This is a genomic window from Bradyrhizobium sp. CCBAU 051011, assembly GCF_009930815.1.
Lineage (GTDB): Bacteria > Pseudomonadota > Alphaproteobacteria > Rhizobiales > Xanthobacteraceae > Bradyrhizobium.
The window spans coordinates 7,737,662-7,762,372 of the sequence record NZ_CP022222.1; the positions used below are offsets into that span (position 1 = coordinate 7,737,662).

Annotated in this window: 22 protein-coding genes and 3 pseudogenes; 10 read left to right on the forward strand and 15 right to left on the reverse strand. The window is 63.2% G+C overall.

Annotated features, from left to right (window positions below; all coding sequences use genetic code 11):
• Positions 1 to 27 precede the first annotated feature (27 nt).
• Positions 28 to 798 carry an AraC family transcriptional regulator gene (locus tag ACH79_RS36520; protein ID WP_161855248.1) on the reverse strand — a complete coding sequence of 257 codons (771 nt, stop codon included), beginning with the start codon at positions 796 to 798 and terminating at the stop codon, positions 28 to 30.
• Positions 799 to 874: 76 nt separating this feature from the next.
• Here ACH79_RS36520 and ACH79_RS36525 point away from each other — a divergent pair, with 76 nt between their 5' ends.
• Positions 875 to 1,297 carry a nuclear transport factor 2 family protein gene (locus ACH79_RS36525; protein ID WP_161855249.1) on the forward strand — a complete coding sequence of 141 codons (423 nt, stop codon included), beginning with the start codon at positions 875 to 877 and terminating at the stop codon, positions 1,295 to 1,297.
• A 7-nt stretch (positions 1,298 to 1,304) separates the two neighbouring features.
• Here ACH79_RS36525 and ACH79_RS36530 read toward each other — a convergent pair.
• The 11 genes and pseudogenes from ACH79_RS36530 to ACH79_RS36580 form a co-directional block, all read right to left on the reverse strand.
• Positions 1,305 to 2,184, reverse strand: a pseudogene (locus ACH79_RS36530) (DMT family transporter).
• Positions 2,185 to 2,253: 69 nt separating this feature from the next.
• A complete protein-coding gene (locus ACH79_RS36535; RefSeq protein WP_161855250.1) occupies positions 2,254 to 3,054 on the reverse strand; it encodes an NUDIX hydrolase in 801 nt (266 codons plus the stop codon).
• A 4-nt stretch (positions 3,055 to 3,058) separates the two neighbouring features.
• A complete protein-coding gene (locus ACH79_RS36540) occupies positions 3,059 to 4,015 on the reverse strand; it encodes a dihydrodipicolinate synthase family protein (protein ID WP_161855251.1) in 957 nt (318 codons plus the stop codon).
• A gap of 116 nt (positions 4,016 to 4,131) precedes the next feature.
• Positions 4,132 to 5,013 carry an SDR family oxidoreductase gene (locus ACH79_RS36545; protein WP_161855252.1) on the reverse strand — a complete coding sequence of 294 codons (882 nt, stop codon included), beginning with the start codon at positions 5,011 to 5,013 and terminating at the stop codon, positions 4,132 to 4,134.
• A gap of 207 nt (positions 5,014 to 5,220) precedes the next feature.
• Positions 5,221 to 6,081 (reverse strand): MaoC/PaaZ C-terminal domain-containing protein, encoded by an 861-nt coding sequence (locus tag ACH79_RS36550; protein ID WP_161855253.1) that lies wholly within the window; start codon positions 6,079 to 6,081, stop codon positions 5,221 to 5,223.
• 283 nt (positions 6,082 to 6,364) lie between these two features.
• Positions 6,365 to 6,754 (reverse strand): Zn-ribbon domain-containing OB-fold protein, encoded by a 390-nt coding sequence (locus ACH79_RS36555; protein WP_161855254.1) that lies wholly within the window; start codon positions 6,752 to 6,754, stop codon positions 6,365 to 6,367.
• Positions 6,754 to 7,902 carry a thiolase domain-containing protein gene (locus tag ACH79_RS36560; RefSeq protein ID WP_161855255.1) on the reverse strand — a complete coding sequence of 383 codons (1,149 nt, stop codon included), beginning with the start codon at positions 7,900 to 7,902 and terminating at the stop codon, positions 6,754 to 6,756. Before ACH79_RS36560 ends, ACH79_RS36555 begins: the two co-directional genes overlap by 1 nt.
• Positions 7,903 to 8,739: 837 nt before the next feature.
• Positions 8,740 to 9,084 (reverse strand): GcrA family cell cycle regulator, encoded by a 345-nt coding sequence (locus tag ACH79_RS36565; protein WP_161855256.1) that lies wholly within the window; start codon positions 9,082 to 9,084, stop codon positions 8,740 to 8,742.
• A gap of 243 nt (positions 9,085 to 9,327) precedes the next feature.
• A complete protein-coding gene (locus ACH79_RS36570; protein WP_161855257.1) occupies positions 9,328 to 10,293 on the reverse strand; it encodes a magnesium and cobalt transport protein CorA in 966 nt (321 codons plus the stop codon).
• An 82-nt stretch (positions 10,294 to 10,375) separates the two neighbouring features.
• Positions 10,376 to 11,355: pseudogene (locus ACH79_RS45270) on the reverse strand (CorA family divalent cation transporter).
• A gap of 213 nt (positions 11,356 to 11,568) precedes the next feature.
• On the reverse strand, positions 11,569 to 15,075 hold the full coding sequence (locus tag ACH79_RS36580) for an indolepyruvate ferredoxin oxidoreductase family protein (protein ID WP_161855259.1): 3,507 nt from the start codon (positions 15,073 to 15,075) through the stop codon (positions 11,569 to 11,571).
• Between the two features lie 291 nt (positions 15,076 to 15,366).
• Between ACH79_RS36580 and ACH79_RS36585 the strand changes: the two genes are divergently transcribed.
• Positions 15,367 to 16,587 (forward strand): cytochrome c, encoded by a 1,221-nt coding sequence (locus ACH79_RS36585; protein WP_161856749.1) that lies wholly within the window; start codon positions 15,367 to 15,369, stop codon positions 16,585 to 16,587.
• 4 nt (positions 16,588 to 16,591) lie between these two features.
• Here ACH79_RS36585 and ACH79_RS36590 read toward each other — a convergent pair whose 3' ends face one another.
• Positions 16,592 to 17,233: a trimeric intracellular cation channel family protein gene (locus ACH79_RS36590; protein ID WP_161855260.1), complete on the reverse strand. Its 642-nt coding sequence runs from the start codon at positions 17,231 to 17,233 to the stop codon at positions 16,592 to 16,594.
• A 133-nt stretch (positions 17,234 to 17,366) separates the two neighbouring features.
• Between ACH79_RS36590 and ACH79_RS36595 the strand changes: the two genes are divergently transcribed.
• From ACH79_RS36595 to ACH79_RS36610, 4 genes and pseudogenes are all read left to right on the forward strand, one after another.
• Entirely contained in the window at positions 17,367 to 17,771 is a 405-nt protein-coding gene (locus ACH79_RS36595) for a hypothetical protein (protein ID WP_161855261.1), read from the forward strand.
• 183 nt (positions 17,772 to 17,954) lie between these two features.
• The gene (locus tag ACH79_RS36600; protein WP_161855262.1) at positions 17,955 to 18,695 is read left to right on the forward strand and encodes a bifunctional 2-polyprenyl-6-hydroxyphenol methylase/3-demethylubiquinol 3-O-methyltransferase UbiG; all 741 of its coding nucleotides are present in this window, start codon (positions 17,955 to 17,957) and stop codon (positions 18,693 to 18,695) included.
• A 152-nt stretch (positions 18,696 to 18,847) separates the two neighbouring features.
• On the forward strand, positions 18,848 to 19,285 hold the full coding sequence (locus tag ACH79_RS36605) for a VOC family protein (RefSeq protein ID WP_161855263.1): 438 nt from the start codon (positions 18,848 to 18,850) through the stop codon (positions 19,283 to 19,285).
• Between the two features lie 19 nt (positions 19,286 to 19,304).
• A pseudogene (locus tag ACH79_RS36610) lies at positions 19,305 to 19,484 on the forward strand (hypothetical protein); the annotation flags it as partial.
• A 94-nt stretch (positions 19,485 to 19,578) separates the two neighbouring features.
• Here ACH79_RS36610 and ACH79_RS36615 read toward each other — a convergent pair.
• Positions 19,579 to 20,388, reverse strand: a complete 810-nt coding sequence (locus tag ACH79_RS36615) for an oxaloacetate decarboxylase (protein ID WP_161855264.1) — start codon at positions 20,386 to 20,388, stop codon at positions 19,579 to 19,581.
• Positions 20,389 to 20,456: 68 nt separating this feature from the next.
• On the reverse strand, positions 20,457 to 20,765 hold the full coding sequence (locus ACH79_RS36620) for an NIPSNAP family protein (protein WP_161855265.1): 309 nt from the start codon (positions 20,763 to 20,765) through the stop codon (positions 20,457 to 20,459).
• 226 nt (positions 20,766 to 20,991) lie between these two features.
• Between ACH79_RS36620 and ACH79_RS36625 the strand changes: the two genes are divergently transcribed.
• From ACH79_RS36625 to ACH79_RS36640, 4 genes are all read left to right on the forward strand, one after another.
• Positions 20,992 to 21,690, forward strand: coding sequence for a helix-turn-helix transcriptional regulator (locus tag ACH79_RS36625; RefSeq protein ID WP_161855266.1), 699 nt, complete (start codon positions 20,992 to 20,994; stop codon positions 21,688 to 21,690).
• Positions 21,691 to 21,747: 57 nt separating this feature from the next.
• Positions 21,748 to 22,257, forward strand: coding sequence for a hypothetical protein (locus ACH79_RS36630; RefSeq protein ID WP_161855267.1), 510 nt, complete (start codon positions 21,748 to 21,750; stop codon positions 22,255 to 22,257).
• Between the two features lie 76 nt (positions 22,258 to 22,333).
• Positions 22,334 to 23,554 (forward strand): bifunctional 2-polyprenyl-6-hydroxyphenol methylase/3-demethylubiquinol 3-O-methyltransferase UbiG, encoded by a 1,221-nt coding sequence (locus tag ACH79_RS36635; RefSeq protein WP_161855268.1) that lies wholly within the window; start codon positions 22,334 to 22,336, stop codon positions 23,552 to 23,554.
• 131 nt (positions 23,555 to 23,685) lie between these two features.
• Positions 23,686 to 24,699, forward strand: a complete 1,014-nt coding sequence (locus ACH79_RS36640; RefSeq protein WP_161856750.1) for an alpha/beta fold hydrolase — start codon at positions 23,686 to 23,688, stop codon at positions 24,697 to 24,699.
• Positions 24,700 to 24,711 lie beyond the last annotated feature (12 nt).

A 24,711-nucleotide genomic window follows, 5' to 3' on the forward strand; every position in this document is an offset into this window, starting at 1 on the left:
GACGGTATATGAGCCGAATCGCCCGGATCAGCCCGGCCCCGGCTTCAGGGCCTTCGCCAGGTCCGAGGGCATCAGGCCGAACATGTCGCGAAATGCGCTCGAGAAATGTGCCGAGCTCGCGAAGCCGGCCGCGTGGGCGGCCTCTGTCAGGGATGCCCCCTCGCCGCTGGCGCGGACCGCGGCCCCCATCCGGTTCCAGATGCGGTAGCGCCGCAGCGGCACCCCGGTCTCCGCCTTGAACAAATGCAGGAAGCGTGACGGCGACAGGCCGGCGCGGGCCGCAAGGCTGGTCAACCGGTGCGCGCGGTGCGGCTCGTCCCGCATGTGCCGCAGCGCTGCAGCAATTCGCGCGTCGGGACTAGCCTGCCCGCCGATCCCCAATAGCCCACCGAGGGATGCGCGCCCCTCCGGTGCCGCGATCCGGTTTTCGGCCAGCCCCATCAGGACCTCGATCACGGCGGGTTCTTCCCGCAGATCGAAGGCTGCGCTCGGCGTCGCGTCCGTCATCCGCGGGATCAGCGCCCTGAGATCGCGTCCGAACGGATCGACATAGAGGAATGCCATCCGGCCCCGTTCGATGCGCAAATGGTGCAGGCTGTTAGGCAGGATCAGCACGCTGCGGGCTGTGCGATAACGTGTCGTGCAATCGCTCGGATCGTCAGCGACTTGCAGCGGCCCGTCGAGGCCGACGGCAAGGACGGCGGTCGCGTTCCGGTGTGGCGTCAGCCCGAAGGCCGGGCCCAGGTACAGCACGCGGGCGCCCCACCCGATCAATATCGCTGCCGCCGTCTCGCCCATAGCCAGTTCTTGAAAGCCCCGAAGGTTCGGCCGGTGCAATCATTGCGGATCACAACGGTCAACGAGATGGACAACGATGGCAAATAGCCGTCCTGCAATCGAGCCCGAAGCTGCGGTCGAGCGCAACCGGCGGGCTCTCGGCCGCTACGCGAGCGCCTGGCTCGCCGGCGATCGTGCAGCGCTTGCCGCCTGCTATCATGACGACTTTACGCTGCATTATTTCGGTCGCCACCCCCTCGCCGGCGATCACAGCGGGAAGGCCGCCGCGCTCGCCATCCTGGCCGAGGTCACCAGGCGCACCAATCGCCGGCTGCTCGCCATCGTCGACGTCATGGCCGGACCCGAGCGCGGCGCGCTGCTGGTCCGCGAGTGCTTTGAGCGCGACGGCAAGACAGCCGAGGTCGAGCGCTTGCTGGTGTACACCGTGCGCGACGGCCTGCTTTCAGAATGCTGGGTCTACGACCAGGACCAAGCCCTGGTCGACGCCTTCCTCGCCTGAACGGGGTTCACGCGGCCGCGGCGGACCGCTTCCGCGCCGGGATCGTCATCGCGGCGACGCCGACGACGACACAGGCAAGCCCGATCCAAACCGTCGAGCTCAACTGCTCGCCGAGGAAGATCACGCCCACCGCGACACCGATCGGCACCCGCAGATAGGCCTGCGCGGTGGTGCCGACCGAGCCCAGGGTGCGGATCAGGCGGAAATAGATCACGAAGGCGAGCGCCGTCGAAAACACCGCGAGCGCGACCAGCGCCAGTATCGAGCTGATCGACGGCTGCAGCGTCCAGCGAGCCCGCCGCAGGCACAATCGGGTCGAGACCATTGAAGCCGCGGCCGAGGATCGCCGCGCCCGTGTAGCAGACGGCGGCCAGCACCATCACGATCTGGGCTGTCAGTTCCTGACCGAAGCCGGACAGCGCCTGCACGCCGACAATCAGGCAGATGCCGGCCATCCCGGCGACGACGCCAAACAGCTTCCGGGACGTCACGGCCTCATGGCGCGTGATGGCGAGCGTCAGGAAAAACGTGAATATCGGCGCAGTGGAATTGAGGATGGTTGCCACCCCCGCGTCCAACGCCTGCGCGCCCCAAGCGACCATGATCCACGGGATGACGCTGTTGAGGCAGGCCTGAAACAGGAAGCGTCGCCAGGTCGCGGCATCAACCGGCATGCTCACGCCGCGCCAGCGCATGATCGCCAGCAGCAGCAATCCGGCAATCAGCGTGCGGCACGCGATCAGGGTGATCGGCGGAATCGTCGCCACGCCGATCCGGATGAAGGTGTACGAGGCACCCCACAGCGTCGCCAACGTCAGCAGCAGCGCCAGTTCGGTCGTCATGCCCGCAGGTCGCGGATGTACTTCTGCCATGCTTCGCCGGCCCATTATGATTGCCTTCGAAGCAGAATCTACCGCGCTTGCATACAGAGATACTTCGTTACCCGTCGAACTGTGCTATCCGACCGAGCCGACCTCGAACACCTCGCCGTCATAGCCGGCTTCGAGGGGAATCCGAAGCTGGCGGCCGCCATTATTCCTGGTCATCACCGGCGTCACGGTGACGACGGATTTGCCCCTGGAGTCGTCGAGCGCGGCCTGCACGCTGGCTTGCTTGCCGAGCTTGATCAGGTTGCGCGTGGTCGGGAACGGCAGCTTGAAACGTCCGCTCTCCCCGCCCTCCAGCGCCTCGCGCGGCGAGACCCAGATCGAGTCGGTGGATTCCTTGCCGTCATGGGCGCCGACCTGTTCGGGCGGCGCGGCGGCGAGGAAGAACCAGGTGTCGAACCGTTTTGGCATGCCCTCCGGCGTAATCCAGTGCGCGTACGGCATCAGTTCGTCGAGCGCCAGCACCATGCCGTTGTCGCTGAGCACCTTCAGGAAGCTGATCTTGCTGTCGCAGAGGTCGGCGCGATGCGCCGCCTCGATTTCGCTGGCGCGCTTGGCGTCGACCAGCGTCCTGGAACCTTTTGGCCGCGTCAGCAGGATGCCGCTCTCCTCAAAAGTTTCGCGGATCGCGGCGATGCGGAAGCTCAGCGTGGCATCGTCGAGCCCCTCGCCGCCCGAATAGAGTTCGGGCCGCGCGATGATCTCCTTATCGCCCTTGTCGACGCTGCCGCCGGGAAACACCAGCGCGCCGGAATTGAAGTCGATCTCATAATGGCGGACCATCATGAAGACCTCGATCTCCCTGGCGTCAGCGCTGTCGCGCAGCAGCAGGATGGTGGATGCAGGACGCGGGGCGACGCCTTCGGCCATGTGACTAGCCCGCCGCGCTGGATTGCGGTTGCAGGTTGGCGCGGCGATCGACGCGCGCGACCCGCGACAACAGATAATCGACCTCGGCCTTTGCGGTCGCCGTGATCGTCGCCCCGGGCTTGCGCTGGGCGCTGGACGAAATGATGCCGCGCTTCTGCAGCACGTATTTGCGTACCGACAGGCCGGCGCCGGGCTGCTGCTCGTAGCGGATCAGCGGCAGATGCGCGTCGAACAGGTCGTGCGCAGCATCGCGCTTGCCGGCCTTCGACAGCTTGACGACGTCGATCAACAATTCGGGGAAAGCGTAACCGGTCATGGCGCCATCGGCGCCGCGCTCCATTTCGAAATCGAGGAACAGCCCGCCATTGCCGACCAGGATCGACAGCGGCCGCAGCGAGCCGTCCTTCTGGAAATTGCGCAGCGTGGTGATTTTCTCCAGGCCCGGCCAGTCCTCGTGTTTGAGCATCACGCAGGACGGCGAATCCATCACGATCTTGCGGATCACGGCGGGCGTGAAGATCACGTTGAGCGTCAGCGGATAGTCCTGCAGCACCCAGGGAATCTCGTCGCCGATCGCTTCCTGCGCCTGCTTGAAATAGCCCGTGATCTGGTCGTCGGTGCGCAAATGCGGCGGCGGCGCGATCATGACGCCGGCGGCGCCGGCATCCATCGACGCCTTGGCCAGCGAGCGCATCGAGGCAAAGCCCGGCGCCGAGACGCCGACGATGATCTGCATGTTCTTGGCGCGCTTGACGAAGCGAACCGCCACCTGCTCGGCTTCGGCCGCATCGAGCTTGGGCGCCTCGCCGAGAATGCCGAGCACGGTGACGCCGTCACAGCCGACTTCGGCGTAGAAGTCGGTCAGGCGATCGATGGATTTTTCGTCGATGCGGCCGTCATCGTGGAACGGGGTCGGCGCAATTGCGAAGGTGCCGGCGGCCTGGGCGGTGAGTTTGGTCATTCGTGCGTCTATCCTCTTTCGTCGTTCCGGGGGCGCGCGCCAGCGCGAAACCGGAACCCTTTCGCCCGTGGTAGCATGGATTCCGGGCCCACGCCTCGCGAGCCCCGGAATGACAGCTATTTGAATCGCCGCGCCGACTTCTTGATATCTTCCTCGGAGAAGAAGATTTCCTTGGCGTGGGTCACGATATCCTCGGCCTTCCACCCCGTAAACGGCGGCGTCCAGCCTTCCATTTCCATCATCCGCATCTCGCGGACCCCACGGGGGCCGGAAACGCCAAGCACCTTGCCGGTCTGGTCGCCCGACAAGTCGCTGACCATGTAAAGCACGGCCGGCGCGATGCCATCAGGGCCGAGCGCGGCGCCCGGGTTCTCCTTATAGCGCGGCAGATCAGCGGTCATGCGGGTCAGCGCGCCCGGAGACAGCGTCCAGACCCGGATGTTGTACTTGCGGCCTTCAATGGCCAGCACATTCGACAGTCCCCAGATACCGCCCTTGGCGGCGCCGTAGTTGCTCTGGCCGAAATTGCCGATCAGGCCCGAGGTCGAGGATGTGTTGACGATGACGCCGCCGCCGTTCTCGCGCATCCATTTGAACACCGGCTGGGTGCAGCAGAAGGTGCCCTTGAGGTGCACCTTGATCACCTTGTCCCAATTGGCCTCCTTGGCCTTGGCGAAGGTCTCGTCGAGCAGGATGCCGGCGTTGTTGACCAGAATATCGGCGCGGCCGAAATTCTTGATGGCGTCGTCGAACACCGACTGCCCGCCGGCCATGGTCGAGATGTCGGAACCGTTGGCGACGGCGCGGCCGCCCTCGGCCTTGATCGCATCCACGACCTGCTGGGCCATCGACTTGTCGGAGCCGGAACCATCGCGGGGACCGCCGAGGTCGTTGACCACGACCGCCGCGCCCTCGCGCGCGAACAGCTTTGCGTAGGCTTCACCGAGCCCGCCGCCCGCGCCGGTGATGATGGCTACCTTGCCGTCGAGTAATCCCATGGTGTTTTTCTCCCGTTTTTCTTTCTTGCTTACCTCGCCCCGCTTGCGGGGAGAGGTCGGATCGTCTCGGCGATGCGAAGCATCGTCCGGTGCGATCCGGGTGAGGGGATACAGGTTTATCCAGCGACACCAGACTCGCGGATAGGCCCCTCACCCCGACCCTCTCCCCGCGAAGAGCGGGGAGGGAGAACACTGCCCTCGCCGCTTCTAACCCAGCACCGTCTTGCCGCTCTTGATCACGGTGACGCCCCTCGCCTTCACTTTCGCTTCGAACGAGACGACGTTGCCGTCCTTCCACAATTCCATCGTCACGGTCTCGCCGGGATAGACCGGCGAGGAAAACCGCGCCGCGTGCTGCTTGAAGGCGGACGGGTCGTAATCGGCATAGGTCTGCAGCACGCCGCGGCAGGTGATGCCGTAGGTGCACATGCCGTGCAGGATCGGTCGCGGAAAACCGGCCTTCTTGGCGAACTCGGGATCGCTGTGCAGCGGATTGCGGTCGCCGCACAGGCGGTAGACCAGCGCCTGGTCCGGCCGCGTCGTGATGTCGACGACCTGGTCGGGGGCGCGGTTCGGCACCTGGTGCGGTTCGGGCTGGCCTTCGGACGGGCCGCCAAAGCCACCGTCGCCGCGCGCGAAGCGCGAAGCCACCAGCGTCGCCAGCTTCTCGCCGTTCTCATCCTTCAGCACGGTCTGGTGCCGGATGACGGCGCCCTTGTCCTTGCCCTTGTCGAAGACGTCGAGCACAGTCGAGTCGGCCGTGATCTTGGCGGCGCTCGGCAGCGGCTTGTGGAAGGTGATGTCGCGCTCGCCATCGACCACCATGACGCGGTTGAGGTTCATCTCGCCGGGGTTCGAGCCCCAGGCTGCCACCGAGGCGAAAGTCGGCACGACCTTCAGGGGACGCGGGGTGAAGGTGCCTTCGTTGACATAGGCGAGCTCCTTCTCGTCCATGGGATCAGCGCCCATCCCGATGCCGTAGGCGTAGAGCATCACGTCACGGTCGGTATAGGCGTATTTCTGGCCGAGATTTTTCAGGGCCATGAGCTGTTCGTAGTTGATCGGCATTTCGGTCGTCCTCTCCCGAACCTTTTTCTCTTCGGCGGTGCCCGTTGCTGCGCCCTCTCCCCTTGTGGGAGAGGGCATCGCTGGCAGCAGCCACAAACTCTCTTGGGTGAGGGGTTGGCTCCACGGACACATCTGTCTCGTGGATAGAACCCCTCATCCGGCGCTTCGCGCCACCTTCTCCCACAAGGGGAGAAGGGAAGATGGACCGGCAGCCTGGCTGCCACCTTCTCCCACATCCGCCTTCGCCTAGGCTTCGGCGGAATGAGGGGAGAAGGAAGGAAGACTAGGCCGCGGTGAAGAACGGCAGTGGGGCGCCGTCGGTTGGTTTCCACACCAGCTTGACCTTCTGGCCGATCTTGATCTTCTCCAGATCGCAATCGACGATGTTGGTCTGCAGCGACGGGCCTTCCTTCAGCGTGACATAGGCGATCGCATAGGGACCGGTCGGCGATTTGCGCATCAGGCTGTAGGTGTAGACCGTCGCCTCGCCGGAAGCTTCCTCCCACTCCGTCTTGTCGGAGAAGCAGAACGGGCAGATCGAGCGCGGGAAATAATGCCGCTCGCCGCAGGCGGTGCAGCGCTTGATCAGGAACTTGCCGGCCTTGGCCGCTTCCCAGAACGGCGCGGTCTCGGGATTGGTCACCGGCGTCGGATATTTCTTGGCTTCAGCCATCACACGCGCTCCAGAATGCAGGTTGAGGCGGCGTGACGCACGCCGAGAAGTCCGCCGGTACCGTGGGCGATCGCGAGGTCGCAATTCGGCACCTGCACCTTCGGATGGGCTTCGCCGCGCAATTGCCGGACGGCCTCGAGGATTTTCGTCATGCCGCCGCGGTTGACCGGGTGGTTGCTGCAGAGGCCGCCGCCATCGGTGTTGAACGGCAGCTTGCCGACGCCGGAGATGAGATTACCGTCGGCGACGAACTTGCCGCCCTCGCCCTTCTTGCAGAAGCCGAGGTCTTCGAGCTGCATCAGCACCGTGATGGTAAAGCTGTCGTAGATCGAGGCGTATTTGATGTCCTTCGGCGTCACGCCCGCTTCCTCGAAGGCGCGCGGGCCGGACCAGACGCCGGCGGAATAAGTCAGGTCGAGATCCTTGCCACCGCGCGGTCCCTTCATGGCTTCGCCATGGCCGATCAGCCGCACCAGCGGCTTCTTCAGGCTTTTCGCGATTTCCGGCGTGGTCACGATAACAGCGCCGCCGCCATCGGTGACGACGCAGCAATCCATCCGGTGCAGCGGGTCCGAGATCATCGGCGAGTTGATGACGTCCTCGACCGTGACGACATCCTTCAGCATCGCGTGCGGGTTGTACTGGGCATGATGCGAGGCCGCGACCTTGATCCAGGCAAGTTGCTCGCTGGTGGTGCCATAGTCGTGCATATGGCGCATGGCACACATGCCGTAGGCATTGTGGGTGGTGGCCCCGTACGCCGCCTCGAAGTCGGCTTCGGCGCCGGCGGCGCGCGGCGGCATCGGACCGGTGCGCGGCTTGCCGGCCAGCGTCACCAGCGCGATCGAGCATTTGCCGGCGGCGATCGCCTCGGCCGCGTGGCCGAGATGGATCAAATAGGAACAGCCGCCGGTCTCGGTGGAATCGACGTGGCGCACCTTGAGCCCGAGATAATCAACCATCGGCCAGGCGCCACCGGGGGCATCGCCTGCACAGAAATACCCGTCGATATCGGCCTTGGTGAGCCCCGCATCCTCGATCGCGCCCTTGGCGACCTCGGCATGCAACTGCGCCGTTGATTTATCGGGTGCGTGCCGGGTGGGATGCTCGTAGATCCCGGCAATGTAGGCTTTGCCTTTGATGGTCAAATCGTTCTCCGTTGGCGTTTCTTCTTCCTGAAAGTTTTTTCTGGCCTGTTGGACGGACCTTGGCAAGCGCGGAAATATTCCGCCGGGCGAGAGGGTAGCGACTAGACTCAAGTCGGGATGATTATCTGCAGAAATCGTATCAGGTCGGCGAGGCGGATATGCCAGCGCGTTCTCGCGGCGCGACGCGCCCGAGTTGTGCATGGTCACCTGCCCTCGTTGTGAGAGGGCGCAGGGAAGACCGGGTGCGCGCTGCACCCGCGGTCTCGTGTGCAATGTGCATAAGGAAATGCGCACACGAGCATACAGGTCCAGCGGAGAGCATCCGGCCTTCCCTGCGCAATGGTTTGACGGCTTATGGCGCGCTCTCCCTGGAGACGAATTCCTCTTGCCTCCATCGCCGGCGGATTGAAGGGTTTGAAAACCCGGTCGGGTCTTGCAAAACCTCCGCCGGCTTAACGCCAGCCACGGGCGCCAGAACCACACGCTTTTGCCGTACGCGAAATGCGCCGCTCGTCCTGCGCTGAGATCGATCGCTCACTGCCGTAAAGGCCGCCCTGCAATGCCTCGCGCGCGCGAGCGCTTTCGCGTCCATCGCTCCCCGCACTCCACGTATCGTGACGACGCGTACGCCCCTCTTCATGAGGCGGGATGGCGCGAACATGGAGCTGATTTGGGGGAAATGAGAAGCGATATATTTTCGCCGCGCGATCTGGATGACCCAAATCACGTTGAATCGGCTGGTGAAATTCGCTTATTCGCGCAAGCCGGTTTTGCGGTGGGTTGGGCCGTGCGGCAAGACCGGCGTCCGTTGATCGCCGACGGGCCAATTGGCAAGCGTCAGCCCGTATTCCTGACCGCATCGACCAGCATGGCGTAGAGCTGGCGCTTGGTGAATTCCTTCGGCTGCGTTGCCGCGGGCTTGGTCGCTACCGGCTTTCGCGGAGACATGACCTTGTCCGCCGGGCGGTCACAGGCCGCTGACAGCGCCGTCTTTCGTTTCGGTGCCGACACGATCATGGGGCTCGCGGTTGGCGGCTTGTGACCGCGCTTCTGGCCCATGCGCTTCAACTTGGCGCTCACGGCATTGCGGCTAAGGCCGAGCCGACTTGCGATCTGACCGGCACTGTGGCCGTCGGCCCAGAGTTTCTTGAGCAGTGCTACGTCGTTCGCATCCCAACCCATGAGGATGATTATACATCGACTGCGAGCAACAGGCTAGTCGTTGCGCACGTTGCTTGAACGAGTAGATGGTCTTGTCGTTAACGCCGCATCGTTGAGAGGATGGCAAGCGACTAGCCCGCCGTAGTTCAACGAGCGAAGGCCCCCCACCGCCACGAGCGGAGTGTGAGATGGTGGGCACGGCGCGTCGCGACCTTGCCCCACCCTACGCGGCTCAACAAAGCCAACGGTGCGCGCGAACTAGCATCAGAGCCATCGAGCGCGTTTGAAACGCAGGTAAAGCACCGTGCAAAGCAGGGCAATAGTGCCAATGACGACAAAATAGCCGTACTGGGTCTTCAACTCGGGCATATTCTCAAAGTTCATGCCGTAAATCCCGGCGATCGCGGTGGGGACGGCCAGTATCGCGGCCCAAGCGGCCAACTGCCGCGTGATGACGCCCTGACGCTGCTGCTCCAGGAGATTGCTCACCTCGAAGACCGAAGTCAGAACGTCTCGCAAGGCGTTCACCATCGCATCGACGCGTCGCACATGATCCAGGACGTCCTGGAAATATGGACGGGCGTTGGCGTCGAGACATGGTGTATCAAGATGTACGAGCCGGCCGCAGACCTCCGTCATGGGGCCGATGATCCGCTTAAAACGGATCAGCTCCTGGCGCAGCCCGAAAATTCGCTTGATCTCTGCGCGGCTGAGGAAGCTGTCGAGAGCGCTTTGCTCCATGACCAGCACGCGTTCCTCGATCGTTTCGACGACGGGAAGATAGCCATCAACGATGAAGTCGAGGATGGCGTGGAGAACATAGTCCGGGCCCTGGCCCAGCAGGCTGGGCGCGGCTTCGAGTTGCGCGCGGAGGTCGCTATGCGCCCGTGCCGAGCCATGCCGAACCGAAATGATGAAATTCGTCCCGGCAAAAATTGCGGTTTCGCCGTAGGCGATGTGATCGTGCTCGAGATGAGCGGTGCGCGTCATTACGAACAGTTGTTCGCCATATACATCAACCTTCGGCATTTGATTCGCTTTGAGTGCATCCTCGATCGCAAGAGGATGAAGCCCGTAGTTTTTCTCAAGTTGCTCAAGCTCTCGTTTCGAAGGCTCGAATAGTCCGATCCAGACGAACTCGGACTTGCCCTTGCAATCGATGGGTTCGTCCAATGAAACGGCTCTTAGTTTCTTGCCATTACGATAGAGGTGGGCTGCCACGACGCTCACAATGCGCTTTCCTCCGAACTTATTGAGCCTTGTAGCGTGGGCAAAGCGAAGCGTGCCCACCGTTAACACCGCGAATGCACGGCTACAGCGCCTTGGTCCGCCTCAGCAGCCACCAGGTCAGTGCTCCCGCGGCGATCACCAGCAGAAGCGCATACCAGGTACCGCCATCGCCGGTCTGGAACGGCATGTCCTTGGTGTTCATGCCGAAGAAGCCGGTGACCAGCGTCGAGGGCAGCATGCATGCGGTCAGGACCGACAGCGTGAACAGGCGGCGGTTGGTGATCGCCGTCATGCGGCCGGCGATTTCGTCCTGCAGCAGCCGCGCGCGCTCATAGATCGCGCTGAACTCGTAGTCGAGCGCGTCGAACTTCTGCGCAAGCTTGCGCATCGCCGACAGCAGGGTTTCGGATTCGACGTCCTCGCGTGTCTCCAGGCGATGAAACAGCGCACGGATCTGCGACAACTGCCGCCGCGTGCGGATCGCCTGCAAACGCACGCGGCCGAGCCGCAATCGCTCATCGTCGATCTCGTCGTGCAGCACATGATTCTCGACGATATCGAGCTCGTCGCCGAGGCCCGCCGAATAGCGTCCGATCACATCGGCGAACTGGTCGACGATCGCATCGAACAGCGACACCGGGGTGGGAAACTTGCGGCCGCTATCGAGCGCACGCCGTGTCAGCTCGATCGCGCGCAGCGGCTTGCGCGGGCGGTGATCATCAGCTTTGACGAGATCGCAAAGTGCACCCGCAGGAGATCGTCGCCCTCCTGCATGAACTCCTGATGCAGGTCGGGCAATACGCCGGCAATCTCCTCGTCGAAGATATCGAGGCGGATATGCTCGTCGGCATCGAGCAAGGTCTCGCGCGCGACATCGGACAGCGGCGCACTGGCGAGCCAGTCGTGGCAGCGACGGTTGGACAGATTGAAATGCAGCCACAGCCAGCCGTGCGGATTGGCGAGTTCCGCATCGAGGTTGGCGACGTCGAGCTTCGTCGCGGAGCCATCGCTCGCGAAGCGATAGGCGGAGATGATGCCGATGTCGGCGAGAGGCTGGTCCATCTGCTAACCCGTTGCTGGTGCGAAGCAGGCAATGCGTCAACGCAGTGGCAAGCTGATGGCGACTACACCCCATCGAAGCTCTGGAGACAAGCTTTTGATTCAATTGGGTAATGAATCGTAGAGGTGGGCAAAGCGAAGCGTGACCACCATTCGCGCGCGGAGTGTTGGATGGTGGGCACGACGCAAGTGCGCCTTTGCCCACCTTACGGATCCCTACTCCGCCGCGATCTGGCGCGGCGCGGGAGGCGGGTTGGCGAGGTCGGCGGCGAGTTGCGCGTGGCGCGCTTTCGCGTCCTGGACCGCCTTCTCCTTGACCGGGCCGTAGCCGCGGATGCGGTCGGGCAAGGACAGGAGCTCGACGGCGGTGTCGTGGGTCACCGGCGACAATAGGCCGAGTACCGTTTCGACATCCTTCTCGTAGGCTGCGATCAATTCACGCTCGAGCTTGCGGTCAGCCGAGTAGCCGAAGATATCGAACGGCGTGCCGCGCAGGAAGCGCAGTTTTGCCAGCGTCCGGAACACCGGCATCATCCAGGCGCCGAACGCGCGCTTCTTCGGGCGGCCGAGCGCATCCTTGCCGCCGCCGAGGATGGGCGGCGCGAGATTGAAGTTGAACTTGAACTCGCCCTCGAACTGGTCGCGGAGCTGCTTTTCGAAGCGTCCGTCGGTGAACAGCCGCGCGACTTCGTACTCGTCCTTGTAGGCGAGCAGTTTCGCGTAGTTGATCGCGACCGCCCGCGGCAGCGCGTCGCCATAGCCGCCGTCGGTCGCCGCATCGCGCACCCGTTTCACCAGAGCCCGATAGCGCTCGGCGAGCGCGGCATTTTGGTATTCGGCGAGGTGCGCGCTGCGGTGAGCGATGACCTCGTCCAGCGTCATCGCATCGAGCGTCTTCGCGGCCACCGGCTCATCCTGGCCCTTCATCATCGCCTCAAGCCGCGCCGGATCGGCGGCGGCCAGACGGCCGAGTTGGAAGGCCTGCGTATTCATCTTGATCGAGACGCCGTTGACCTCGATCGCCTGCAGGATAGCCTTTGCCGACAGCGGCAGCAGGCCCTTCTGATAGGCATAGCCCAGCATCATGATGTTGGTGGCGATGGAATCACCGAGCAGCGTTTCGGCCGGCTTGGTGAAATCGTAGAACGACGAATCCTTGCGCAGCTCGGTCTCCAGCACGTGGTTGACCTTGCGGCTCTGGAAATTGAAGTCGCGATTGAGGATGAAGTCGGCGGTCGGAATGACGTGGGTGTTGATGACGCCGACGGTGCGGCTGGCTTCGCAAAGCGTAATCGTGTCCTTGGCGGCGGCGACCACCTCGTCGGCGGCCATCACGAGATCGGCGGTGCCGGTGACGATGCGCGAACAGGTGACGTCGGCGGTATGCTCGGAAAGGCGAACGTGGCTCAGCACCGCCCCGCCCTTTTGCGCCAGGCCGGACATGTCGAGGATCATGCTGGCCTTGCCCTCGATATGCGCGGCCATGCCGAGCAGCGCGCCGATGGTCAAGACGCCGGTGCCGCCGACGCCGCCGACCGCGATGTTGTAGGGCCGCTGCAGCGACGGGAATGACGCCGGCTCGGGCAGATCGCCGATATCACCGAGGCCTGCACCATCAAGGCTTGCCGGCGCGCGGCGGCGCGGCTTGCCGCCGTCGATGGTGACGAAGGACGGGCAAAAGCCCTTGAGGCAGGAATAGTCCTTGTTACAGGTCGACTGGTTGATGGTGCGCTTGCGACCCATCTCGGTTTCCAGCGGCTCGACCGAGATACAGTTCGACTGCACCGAGCAATCGCCGCAGCCTTCACATACGGCCGGATTGATCATGACGCGGCGCGCCGGGTCTTCCATCAGCCCACGCTTGCGGCGGCGGCGCTTTTCGGCGGCGCAGGTTTGCACGAAGACGATGGCCGAGGTACCCTTCAGCGTGCGACAGGTTCTCTGGACCGAGTCGAGTTCGTCGCGATGCGCAACCTTGACGCCGGGCGCAATGTCGGACGCCGGATAGGCACCTGGATTTTCTGAGACCAGATAGATATTGCGGATGCCTTCGGCGTGAAGCTGGAAGGTGATCTGCTGCGGCGACAATTCGCCGTCGACATGCTGGCCGCCGGTCATTGCGGTCGCGTCGTTATAGAGGATCTTGTAGGTGATGTTGGCGCCCGAGGCGATCGCCTGCCGGATCGCGAGGCTGCCGGAGTGGAAATAGGTGCCGTCGCCGAGATTGGCGAAGACATGCTCTTCCTTGGTGAAGGGGGCGACGCCAACCCACGGCACGCCCTCGCCTCCCATATGGGTGTAGGTCTCGGTGTTGCGGTCCATCCACAGCGCCATGAAGTGGCAGCCGATGCCGGCGAAGGCGCGGCTGCCCTCGGGCACCTTGGTCGACGAGTTGTGCGGGCAGCCCGAACAGAAATACGGCGTCCGGGTGACGGGAGCGACCGCCTGCATCTGGGTCGCCTGTCGGCCATTGAACCAGTCGGCCTTGGCGCGGAGCATCGCGGCGATTTCGGGGTTGAGGTTAAGTCGAAGCAGGCGCTCGGTAAGCGAGCTCGCAAGAGAGGCTACGCTAAGCTCGGCGGCGAAGGTGAGGAACCGCTTGTCGTGGTCGTCCATCTTGCCGATGATGCGCGGACGGACGTCGTCGCGCCAGTTGAACAGCTCCTGCTTGACCTGGTTCTCGACGATCTCGCGGCGCTCCTCGACGATGAAGATTTCCTCGAGGCCGACGGCGAAATTGCGGACACCTTCCGGCTCCAGCGGCCAGGGCATGCCGATCTTGTAAAGCCGCAAGCCGATCTTGGCGGCGACCTCCTCGGTGATCCCCAACTCGCGCAGCGCCTGACGGATGTCCTCGTAGCTCTTGCCCGACGCCATGATGCCGTAACGGGCATTCGGCGAATCCATGGTGATGCGGTTGATCTTGTTGGCGCGCGCAAAGGCGATCGCCGCATAACCCTTGTAGTCCTGCAAACGCAGGTCCTGCGCATAGCGGTCGTCGGGCCAGCGCAGATTGAGACCGCCCGGCGGCATCTCGAAATCGGTCGGGATCGCAAACGGCGTCATCTCGTCGGTGAGATCGATCTCGGCGGTGGTTTCCACCGTCTCGGTGATCACCTTCATGCCGACCCAGCAGCCGGAGTAGCGCGACATCGCGATACCCAAGAGGCCCATCTCGATCATTTCATGGATGCTGGAGGGATAGAGATACGGCATCAGCGCGGAGATGAAGGCGTGGTCGGACTGATGCGGCACGGTCGAGGATTTCGCGCCATGGTCGTCGCCGGCGAGGACGAGCACGCCGCCGTTTTTGGCTGAACCGGCCGTATTGCCATGCCGGAACACGTCGCCGCAGCGGTCGACGCCGGGGCCCTTGCCGTACCAGATGCCGACCACGCCGTCATATTTGGCGCCGGGCGAGAGATTGAGCTGCTGCGAGCCCCAGATCGCTGTGGCCGCAAGGTCCTCGTTCACGCCGGGCTGGAACTTGATGTTGTACTGGTCGAGATGTTTGCGGGCCGCGAAGAGCTGCTGGTCGTAGCCGCCGAGCGGCGAGCCGCGGTAGCCGGAAATGAAGCCTGCGGTGTTGAGGCCCGCGGCGCGGTCGCGGCGGATCTGCGCCATCGGCAGGCGGACCAGCGCCTGGATGCCGGTCAGGAAAATGTGGCCGGTGCCTTGCGTATATTTCTGGTCGAGACTGATCGGACCTTGGTTGATTCCCATTGCAGCCCTCTTTGCCAGCCGGTGGAGCCTTGTTTCGGAACGACTGTTTTTAGCTAGTCATCTGATCTCATTAGAACCAGTCTATGTCGGATTATTCCGTGGGCGCAGCACAAATCTCGCCCCGCAGGCCGCCGTTTCAAAGATCGCAATTTCGTGCCGGGAATAACGCCAGCGCTTTTCGGTTTGTGTCGTCCGGAAGCCCCGGCGCGAAATGGCATGACGCCCCACCTCTGTCCGCTTTCGCGCTATAACGCCCGAGGAGGCCAGATGGTGCAGGGACGACGTCGGATCATGCGGGCGATTCTCGCTGCCATGCTGTTGTGCACTGCGCTCGCGGGCGGCGACGTCCATGCCCAGTCCAAGGTCGAGCCGACGGCTGAAGACATCGCGCGCGGCAAGGCGCTGACCGAGGCCGGCGACTGCGCAAGCTGCCATACCGCCGATCGCACAAAACCGTTCGCCGGAGGAAAACGGATCGATACGCCGTTCGGCGGCATCTATTCGCCGAACCTGACGCCGGATCGAGAGACCGGCTTGGGGGCGTGGAACGATGACGATTTCTACCGCGCGTTACGGTTCGGCGTTGCGCGCGACGGCTCGCGCTATTACCCGGCGTTCCCCTACCCGAACTTCACCAGGCTGACGCGCCAGGACATTGTTGCGATCCGCGCCTATCTGGCGACGCTGACGCCGGTGCGCAGCGAGCCCCGCGCGCCGGACTTGCGCTTTCCGTTCAACTACCGCTTCGTCATGCGCGGCTGGAACTGGCTGTTCTTCAAGCCCGGCATCCTGATGCCCGATCAGCAGAAGAGCGCGGAATGGAATCGCGGCCGCTATCTGGTCGAGGGCGTCGCTCATTGCGGCGCCTGCCATACGCCAAAGAACATCTTTGGCGCGGACAAGCGTGACCAGGCCTATGGCGGCGGGCGCGTGGCGGGCATGTTCGCGCCGCGGCTCGATGCTGCCGAGCGCAGCGGCCTGAAGTCGTGGAGCGTGGAAGATATCACCGAGTATCTGCAGAGCGGCCGCAACGCCAAAAGCCATGCCGGCGAGCTGATGTCGGAGGTCGTGGTCAACTCGACCTCGAAGCTGAGCGATGCGGATGTCCGCGCGATCGCGGTTTACCTGAAAGATCTGCCGGCCGGCGCGCCGGAGCCGAAGGTCATCCCGCCCTCGCCTTCGCAAATGGCTGCGGGCGAAAAGCTCTACAACGGCGCCTGCATCGCCTGCCACGAGGAGGACGGATCGGGCGCGCCGCGGATCTACCCGCCGCTGCCCGGCAACGCCAATTTGCAGTCCGCCGACGCCTTGAGCACGCTGCGTATCATCCTCGACGGCGCCGAGACCGTGACGACGCCCCGCGCGCCTAACAAGGGATCGATGCCGGCCTATGCCGCGAAGATGACGGATCAGGAGATTGCCAGCGTGACCAACTACATCCGCAATGCCTGGGGCAATGCGGCGCCGCTGGTGACGGCGGACCAGGTCGCGAAAGCGCGGCGGCCCAAGTAGCAGCTCACCGCTGCTCCCCATTGAACACGAATTTCGGCATTTCCCATTTGTAGCGGATGGCGAGCAGACGCAGCGTCAGACCGAGCACGAATGTCAGCGCCGTCCAGAGCGGGGGATTGAGGTTGAGTCCGAAGGCGGTGGCGTAGAACAGTCCGGTCACGACGGAGACGCTGGCGTAGAGTTCGGCTCGAAACAACAGCGGCACGTCGTTGCAGAGAATGTCGCGCAGCACGCCGCCGGCGCAGCCCGTGATCATGCCGGACACGATCACGATCGGCAGCGAAGCGTTCATCTGCCAGGCGACATCGCAGCCCGCCATCGTGAAGACCACGAGCCCGATCGCATCGAGCACCAGGAACGCCGCATTGAGCCGATGCACCTGCCGCGCGATCAGGATGGTCCCGAAGGCCGCGATCCCGGTCAGCGCCAGGTAAGACGGGTTCTGCACCCAGACCAGCGGATATTGCCCGAGCAGCACATCGCGGATGGTGCCGCCGCCAAGTGCGGTAATACAGCCGAGCATGCATACGCCGGCCCAGTCCATGCTACGCCTACCCGCCGCGAGTGCTGCGGTCATCGCCTGCGCGGTCAACGCGACGTAAGTCAACAGATGCAGAACGGTATCGCCGGGCGGCAGGCTCCACATGGCAAACCTCACGTTCGGAACCTGAGGGAATCAGCGGTTCCAACATTACAGGGTTGCAACTTGGCGCGGAACATCCGGTCCTGCCAGCCATTGTCTTTCCGCTTAGCTGGGATGCTAACGGAGGAACTCATTCATGCAACCCAATCCAAACGATCCCTACCGCGCCGGCCTGAGCGATGAAGAAATCCGCCGTCAGGCCCGCTTCAACAGCCTCGACAATGAGTTGCAGCCTGACCCCGCGCTGGCCGAGGGTTCGCCCAGCGGCGCCAAGGTCGCGATGTTTGCGGTCGCGATCGCAGTCGTGCTCGGCGCGTTGTTCTATGGCCTGAACAACACCACCGTGAACCAGGCCGGCACTACGCCGCCCAATCAAACCGCGCAGACGCAACCGGCCAACCCCGCAGCGCCTCCAGGCATGCGTGACGTAACGCCGAAGGCGAACACCGAGCCGGGAACCACCACCGGCGCCGCGACCACTCGCCCGACACCGCCGTCGCAGAACCCGACGGGTACGGAAGTCGATCGCGCCAAGCAGTAACGGGTGACGATTTGAACAACGAGCAGCGGGCCAAAAGCCCGCTGCTTTTTTTTGCGTCAAGGCGAAGTGCCGAGATGTCAACCATGCACACTGAACATGCGAACCGCCAAACCTGACCTCGCTGCTTGCGCACGAGGCCTTTCAGCTTTGAAGCATGCCTCTATCTTCATTATGGAAATTAACGTGGCACAGAATATCTACGACAATCCCGATTTCTTCGCTGCCTACAGCCAATTGCCTCGCCAGGTGCATGGGCTGGACGGAGCGCCCGAATGGCCAGCAGTCCAGGCCATGCTGCCGGCGCTGACCGGCAAGCGCGTCGCCGACCTGGGCTGCGGCTTCGGCTGGACCTCGCGCTGGATGCGCGCGCAGGGCGCGGTCTCGGTGCTTGGCCTCGATCTGTCGCAGAACATGATCGCACGCGCCAAGGCCGATACCACGGACCCCACCATTGAATATCTGCTCGCCGACCTCGAGACGCTGGAACTGCCGGAAGCGGCTTTCGAACTCGTCTACAGCGCCCTGACCTTTCACTATGTCGAGGATTTTCCGCGCCTTGCGCGCATGATGCACAAGGCGCTGGTGCCCGGCGGAGATCTGGTATTCACGATCGAGCATCCGATCTTCATGGCTGCGGCGCATCCGCATTGGATGGCCGATGAAGACGACCGCAAGACTTGGCCAGTCAACCGCTACTCGGTCGAGGGCGAGCGACGCACGGACTGGTTCGCCAAGGGCGTGGTGAAGTACCACCGGACCCTCGGCACGACGCTCAACGCGCTGATTGATGCGGGCTTCCAGTTACGCCGGGTCAAGGAATTCGCCCCGACGCGCGAACAGATCGAGCGCGCGCCCGAACTGGCCGAAGAGCTGGAGCGACCGATGATGCTCCTGGTCTCGGCACGAAAGCCAGAAAGGCGTTAAGAGACCGCTTGAAAACGGGGTGGCGGTTCAGGCCGTCCATGATTCAAACTTCTGATGTGGACAGCAGCGAATCGGACCCGGAGGGCCGCCGGGCGTTGGGGGCACCTCAAGCGTCCGTGTTAGGACTAGGCGACACCTTGGAGATTGGAAACATGGCGCTCAAGCGGATGGACAACGTAGGAATCGTCGTCGAAGACCTCGGAGGGACGATTGAATTCTTTCGCGAACTCGGCCTCGAGCTCGAAGGGCGGGCCACGATCGAAGGAGAATGGGCCGGACGTGTCACTGGACTGGGCGATCAGCATGTCGAGATTGCCATGATGCGCACACCGGACGGCCATAGCCGGCTCGAGCTCTCCCGCTTCCTCAGGCCGCCTGTCGTCGCAGATCACCGGAACGCCCCGGTCAACGCACTAGGCTACCTCCGCATCATGTTCGCCGTGGACGACATCGACGAGACGCTTGAAAGGCTCCGCACGCGCGGCGCGCAGCTCGTAGGCGAAATAGTCCAGTATAAAGACGCGTATCGGCTGTGCTACATCCGTGGGCCTGAAGGGCTTCTCATCGGACTCGCCCAAGAACTCAGCTGAGCGCGATACGAAGACAGGGGTCGTCGAGCGGACCTTCGGCTGGATGACACGATGGCGGCGCCTTGTCCGCGACTACGAGGCCCGCATCGACGTGTCAGAAGCCATGATCCATGTCGCCATGGGCGGTCTTCTGCTCCGGCGTATCAGCCACCGACATTTTCAAACAGCCTCCAAGAGCCGAGCCGCCCGTGCCGCATGACACGGGGGGCCTGCGATTGACTGCAACCATAAGATCGATGGCGCTACGGGAGTAACAGTCACCTAACGCCTTCGGCCGGGCATAGGACCTGACCTTAGCTAAACATCTTGTTGAGGTCGCCGCCGGAATAGCCGTTGGCGAATTCGCCGAACGTGCCCTTCTCCGCCATCTCCTTTGACGCCTTCATGAAGCCGGCCCACGCCATCCGCGCCAGCGAAGCGCCGATGCTGATGCGGCGCACGCCGAGAGCGGAAGCCTCCTTCAGCGAGGGACCGGTGCCGACCAGGAGATTGACGGGTTTTGGTTGCACCGCTTTCACCACGGCCGAAATTTCTTCCGCCGTCGCAATGCCCGGCGCATAGAGGCAATCGGCCCCGGCTTCGGCATAGGCGGTGAGTCGGTCGATCACGAGTTCTAGATCCTTCTGCCCGCGCAGGAACGCCTCGCAACGGCCGGTGAGCAGGACGCCGCTGTTGTCGGCATCGATCGCCTGCCGCGCCGCCCTGATGCGGTCGACGGCAAGCGCGCGGTCGAACAGCGGTTTTGCGTTATCGCCGGTAAAATCCTCGATCGACAGGCCGGCGACGCCGGTCTTCACCGCGCGCGCGACATTGACGGCGACCTTGTCCGGCTCATGCGCAAAGCCGTCCTCGAAGTCGGCGTTGACGGGGATATCGACCGCCGCACAGATCGCCGTGAGATGATCGCAGACGTCGTCGACGGTGACGCGGTTGTCCGCCTTGCCGAGGGTCCATGCAAAGCCGGCGCTGGTGGAGGCCAGCGCCTTGAAGCCGAGATGCTGCAGCGCCTTCGCGCTGCCGACGTCAAAGGGATTGGGGATGATGAAGCATCCGCTCTCGTGCAGTTTCCGGAATGCAGCGCGCTTGTCAGCAGATGTCAGCATGGGTCGCTCCCCTCATTGTTTGTTGGCGCCGGGTAGATAGGAACGCGACGCCCATTCCGCCAGACGTCTCACGCTACGACCTTGCGCAGGAATGTCCGCTCCTCCGCAAGAATGAACTGGTTCTCCTCGGCGAAATTGAAATTCGCCATGCCCTCGCTGTCCGCGCGCAGCCGCGCCCGGTAGCTTTCATAGGCCGCGAGACTCTCGAACGAGATCAGCGCGAAGGCGATGTTGTTGGTGCCCTCGTGTGGCATCCAGTAGCCGAGGAGATCGCCGCCGCATTTCGGGATGATGGTGAGCCAGTTTTTCGAGTACTGCTCGAATAGCGCGCGTTTGAAGGGATCGAGCTGATAGCGGATGAAGACGGTGACGGTCATGAGGGGCTCCAATGCTGAATTCTTCGTCATTGCGAGCCAACGGGTCGCGCGAATGCGCGCCCGATGACAGGCTCCGCGAAGCAATCCACAGCGCCGCAAGCGGAGGAATGGATTGCTTCCGCCTTCGCTAAAGCTACGGCGGACAAGTCGTCGCTTGCGCTCCTCGCAATGACGGTCGCGAGAATACCCGCTTGATCGACGTCAATGCTTCGGCTATCATCGAACTATGAAAGCAGGCCCCGACATTGCCATGGTCGCCTCTCTCGTCGGCGACCCCGCCCGCGCCAACATGCTGACCGCGCTGATGGACGGCCGTGCGCTGACCGCGAGCGAATTGGCGCACCAGGCCGGTATCACGCCGCAGACCGCGAGTTCGCATCTCTCCAAGCTCGAGGCCGGCGGGCTGATCGAGCCGGAGAAACAGGGCCGCCACCGCTATTACCGGCTCACCGGGTCTGACGTCGCTCACGTGCTCGAGGGACTGGCGGGCTTGGCCGAGCGCGCCGGCCATACCCGCGTGCGCACCGGACCGAAGGAGCCGGCGCTGCGGCGGGCGCGGATCTGTTACGACCATCTCGCCGGCGATCTCGGCGTGCAGATGCTCGACAGCCTGCGCAAGCAAAGACTGGTCCGGCAAACCAAGCAGGCGATCGAACTCACCGGCGAAGGCAAACGCTTCATGGCGGAGGCGCTGCAGATCGACACCGAAGCGCTGGCGCATCCGCGGCGTCCGGTGTGCAAGGCCTGTCTCGACTGGAGCGAACGGCGTCATCACCTCGCCGGCACGCTGGGAGCCGCGGTGATGAACCGCTTCACCGAATTGAACTGGGCGGCGCGCGATCCCGCGCCGGGCAGCCGCGTCGTGAACTTCACCCGCACCGGCGAAAAGCGATTTGCGGCATTGTTCGGAAGCGAGCAGGCCTAGCCGGGACGCTTGAACAACGCCGACCAAACGGCGACCAGCGCTTCCGACGAGATTTTCATGAACCGTTTGCTTCGAACCATCGCCACAGCGATGCTGATCGCGTGCTATGCCCTGCCGGCCCCGGCTGAAGAGCTGCCCAAATTCAGCGGTCACAAGGTGAAGGTCTATACCGGCAAGCGCGCCAAGCCGCGGCTCGACCACGAGTTCTGGCGTGATCAGAGCCACACCTATCGCGCTGCGATGCGAGACGACAAGGTGAATGCCGGCGGGCGCTTCATCGTCGTCATCCTGCCCTGCGGCACCGAATGCCAGGCGCCGACATTCCTCGATGTCCGCACCGGGCGGATTACCCAGTTCTTCACCGTCTCGAATTGGGGTAATGTGCCAGATGAGCTCGAGCCCGTGATCAGCCGGGCTGACAGCCGCCTGATCGTGTTCCGCGGCAAGCGCAACGAAAAGGGCATCAACGGCAACCACTGTTATTCGATCGATGACCGCGGCGAACTCAAGCACCTGCACTCGACGGCCACCGGCGGCGATTTCAGCGCGGCGCTGAAGGCCGAGTGAGGCGGATGCAGCCCCCTCCGACCTTGTCGTGATTTCGGATATTGCTCGCCGGATGGGTCCGATCTAGAGTCGTGTCATGGAAGACACGGTTACGGAAGCGGTCAGGCAGCAGTACGAAGCGTATAGCTATCCGCCGCCAATTGAGGACGGCGAGAAATTCCTGAAGAAGTGGGGACCGCTGACCTGTGACCCCAAATTTGCAGGCATTCAGCTGTGGCCGGAGGGCCGGCCTCGGCAAGACCTGCGCATATTATGCGCCGGTTGCGGTTCCTCCCAAGCGGCTCTGATCGCCCTCAATAACCCGGACTGTGCTGTCCTCGGTATCGACCTTTCCGAGACCAGCCTCGCTCATTCGAAGCGTCTTTGCGACCGACACGGCCTCGCCAACCTTGAACTTCGGCAAATGAGCCTTCTGGATGTCGGCGAGTTGAACCGCCGCTTTGACCTGATCATTTGCACTGGCGTCCTTCATCACCTTCCCAATCCGGACGCCGGACTAAAGGCTCTCGCGGATGTACTCGATCCATCCGGAAGCATGGCAATCATGCTTTATGGGAAGACGGGGCGCGCTGGAGTCTATCTGGTCCAGGACATCTTGCGGCGGCTTGGAGCCGGTCGAAACGCCGAGGGCGTCAGGATTGCCCGCGAACTTCTGAAGTTTGTTCCATCGAACCATTATCTGATCTCGGCGACCGGCAAACTACCCCATGATCTTGCCGACGATGCGGGCATCGTGGATATGCTGCTTCACCCGCAAGATAGAGCCTACTCGGTGCCGGAGATCATCAAGTTTGTCGAAGCGGCTGGGCTGGTTTTCTCCGGCTGGAGCGATAACGCCCTCTACTGCGCCGACCGGTATCTCAGCGGAGAGATGCTGGAAAGGGTTTTGACGCTCCCGCCCGCGGAGCAGTGGGCCGTCGTCGATAATCTTACCATGCTGAACGACAGGCACGATTTTTTCGTCAGGAAGCCGGAAAGCACGCGCTTCCTTACCCGTTTCGATACAGATGATTTTCTGTCATATGTCCCGCACATTCGATCCGGCGTCCGCTTGGCTGGTGACGTCAACTCATTGGTCTTGACGCGCCCTGCGCCTCAAGGGGAAGTCATTATCCCGATATCGAGATCGGAAGCGCTCATGCTGGAGCAGGTGGACGGAAAAAAGCGGATATCGGATATTCTGTCCCACTCCATTTTCACAGGATCTGAGCCCGACAAAAGAGCGAATTTCGCGCGCGCCGTCTGCGAGCGCATGTGGCGATCGGGGCATGTCCTGTTTGGCCGATCCGGCTCTTAAGCTCCAGGCCGGGAGACCGGATGGCGCGGCGGTGTGGAATGCTCTCGCCAACGTGAAACGGAAAGTCTTTACATCGTGTGAGGTCAGCATCAATACGCCCCTGTCTTAGAGGAGTGTTTGAGATGCGAAGGATGTGCGTCATCGCGCTGGCAGCCGCTTTGGCCTTGATTGCGTTATCGCCTGCGGCATCAGCAGAAACCGAACGACCCGCGGCGCGCGAGCCCTACGGCATCGCGCTTGAAGGTTTTGCCTATCCCTACCCCGTCCATCTGCTGCCGCTGGTGAACGACGGCGAGCAGGTGCGGATGGCCTATATGGATGTTGCGCCGGCGCAGCCGAACGGACGCAGCGTGGTGCTGCTGCACGGCCGCAATTTTCCATCGAGCTACTGGGCGCCGGTCATCAAGACCTTGAGCGATGCCGGCTATCGCGTGATCGTGCCGGACCAGATCGGTTTTGGAAAATCGTCGAAGCCGCAGGGCGATTTGCATTTCGATACGCTGGCGCGCAACACGATGGCGCTGCTCGATCATCTCGCCATCGCCAAAGCCGACATCGTCGCGCATTCGCTCGGCGGCATGCTCGGCGTGCGGATCGCGCGCGCCTATCCTGACAGGATTGCGCATCTGGTGCTGACCGCGCCGATCGGGCTCGAAGATTACCGGCTCTACGTGCCGCCGACGCCGACCGAGAAGATTCTGGAAAACGAGGACAAGTTGACCGCGGAGGCCTATCGCAAGCAGCTTGAGACCAATTACGCGCTGAAACTGCCGCCTGAACAGGTCACGCCGTTCATCGACGCGCGCTTCAACATCAAGGGCAGCGCCGAATATAAGCGATGGCTGCGCGCCTTCGTCAGCTCGGCGCAGATGATCTACCGCGAGCCTGTAGCGCACGAGATTCCCCTGATCACGCAGCCGACGCTGTTCGTGATGGGCGCCGACGACCACAACGCGCCGGGCCGAGCCAATGCGCCGGAGGCGCTGCGCGCGAAAATGGGGCAGAATGCCGAGCTTGCCAAAGCGCTCGCTGCTGGCATGGCGAAGGGGCGGGCCGAGGTGATCCCGAACACGGGACATCTGGTCTTTCTGGAAGCGCCGGGCAAATATAACGAGCTGGTGCTCGGATTCCTGGCCGCCCCGTAGCATCGGGGAACA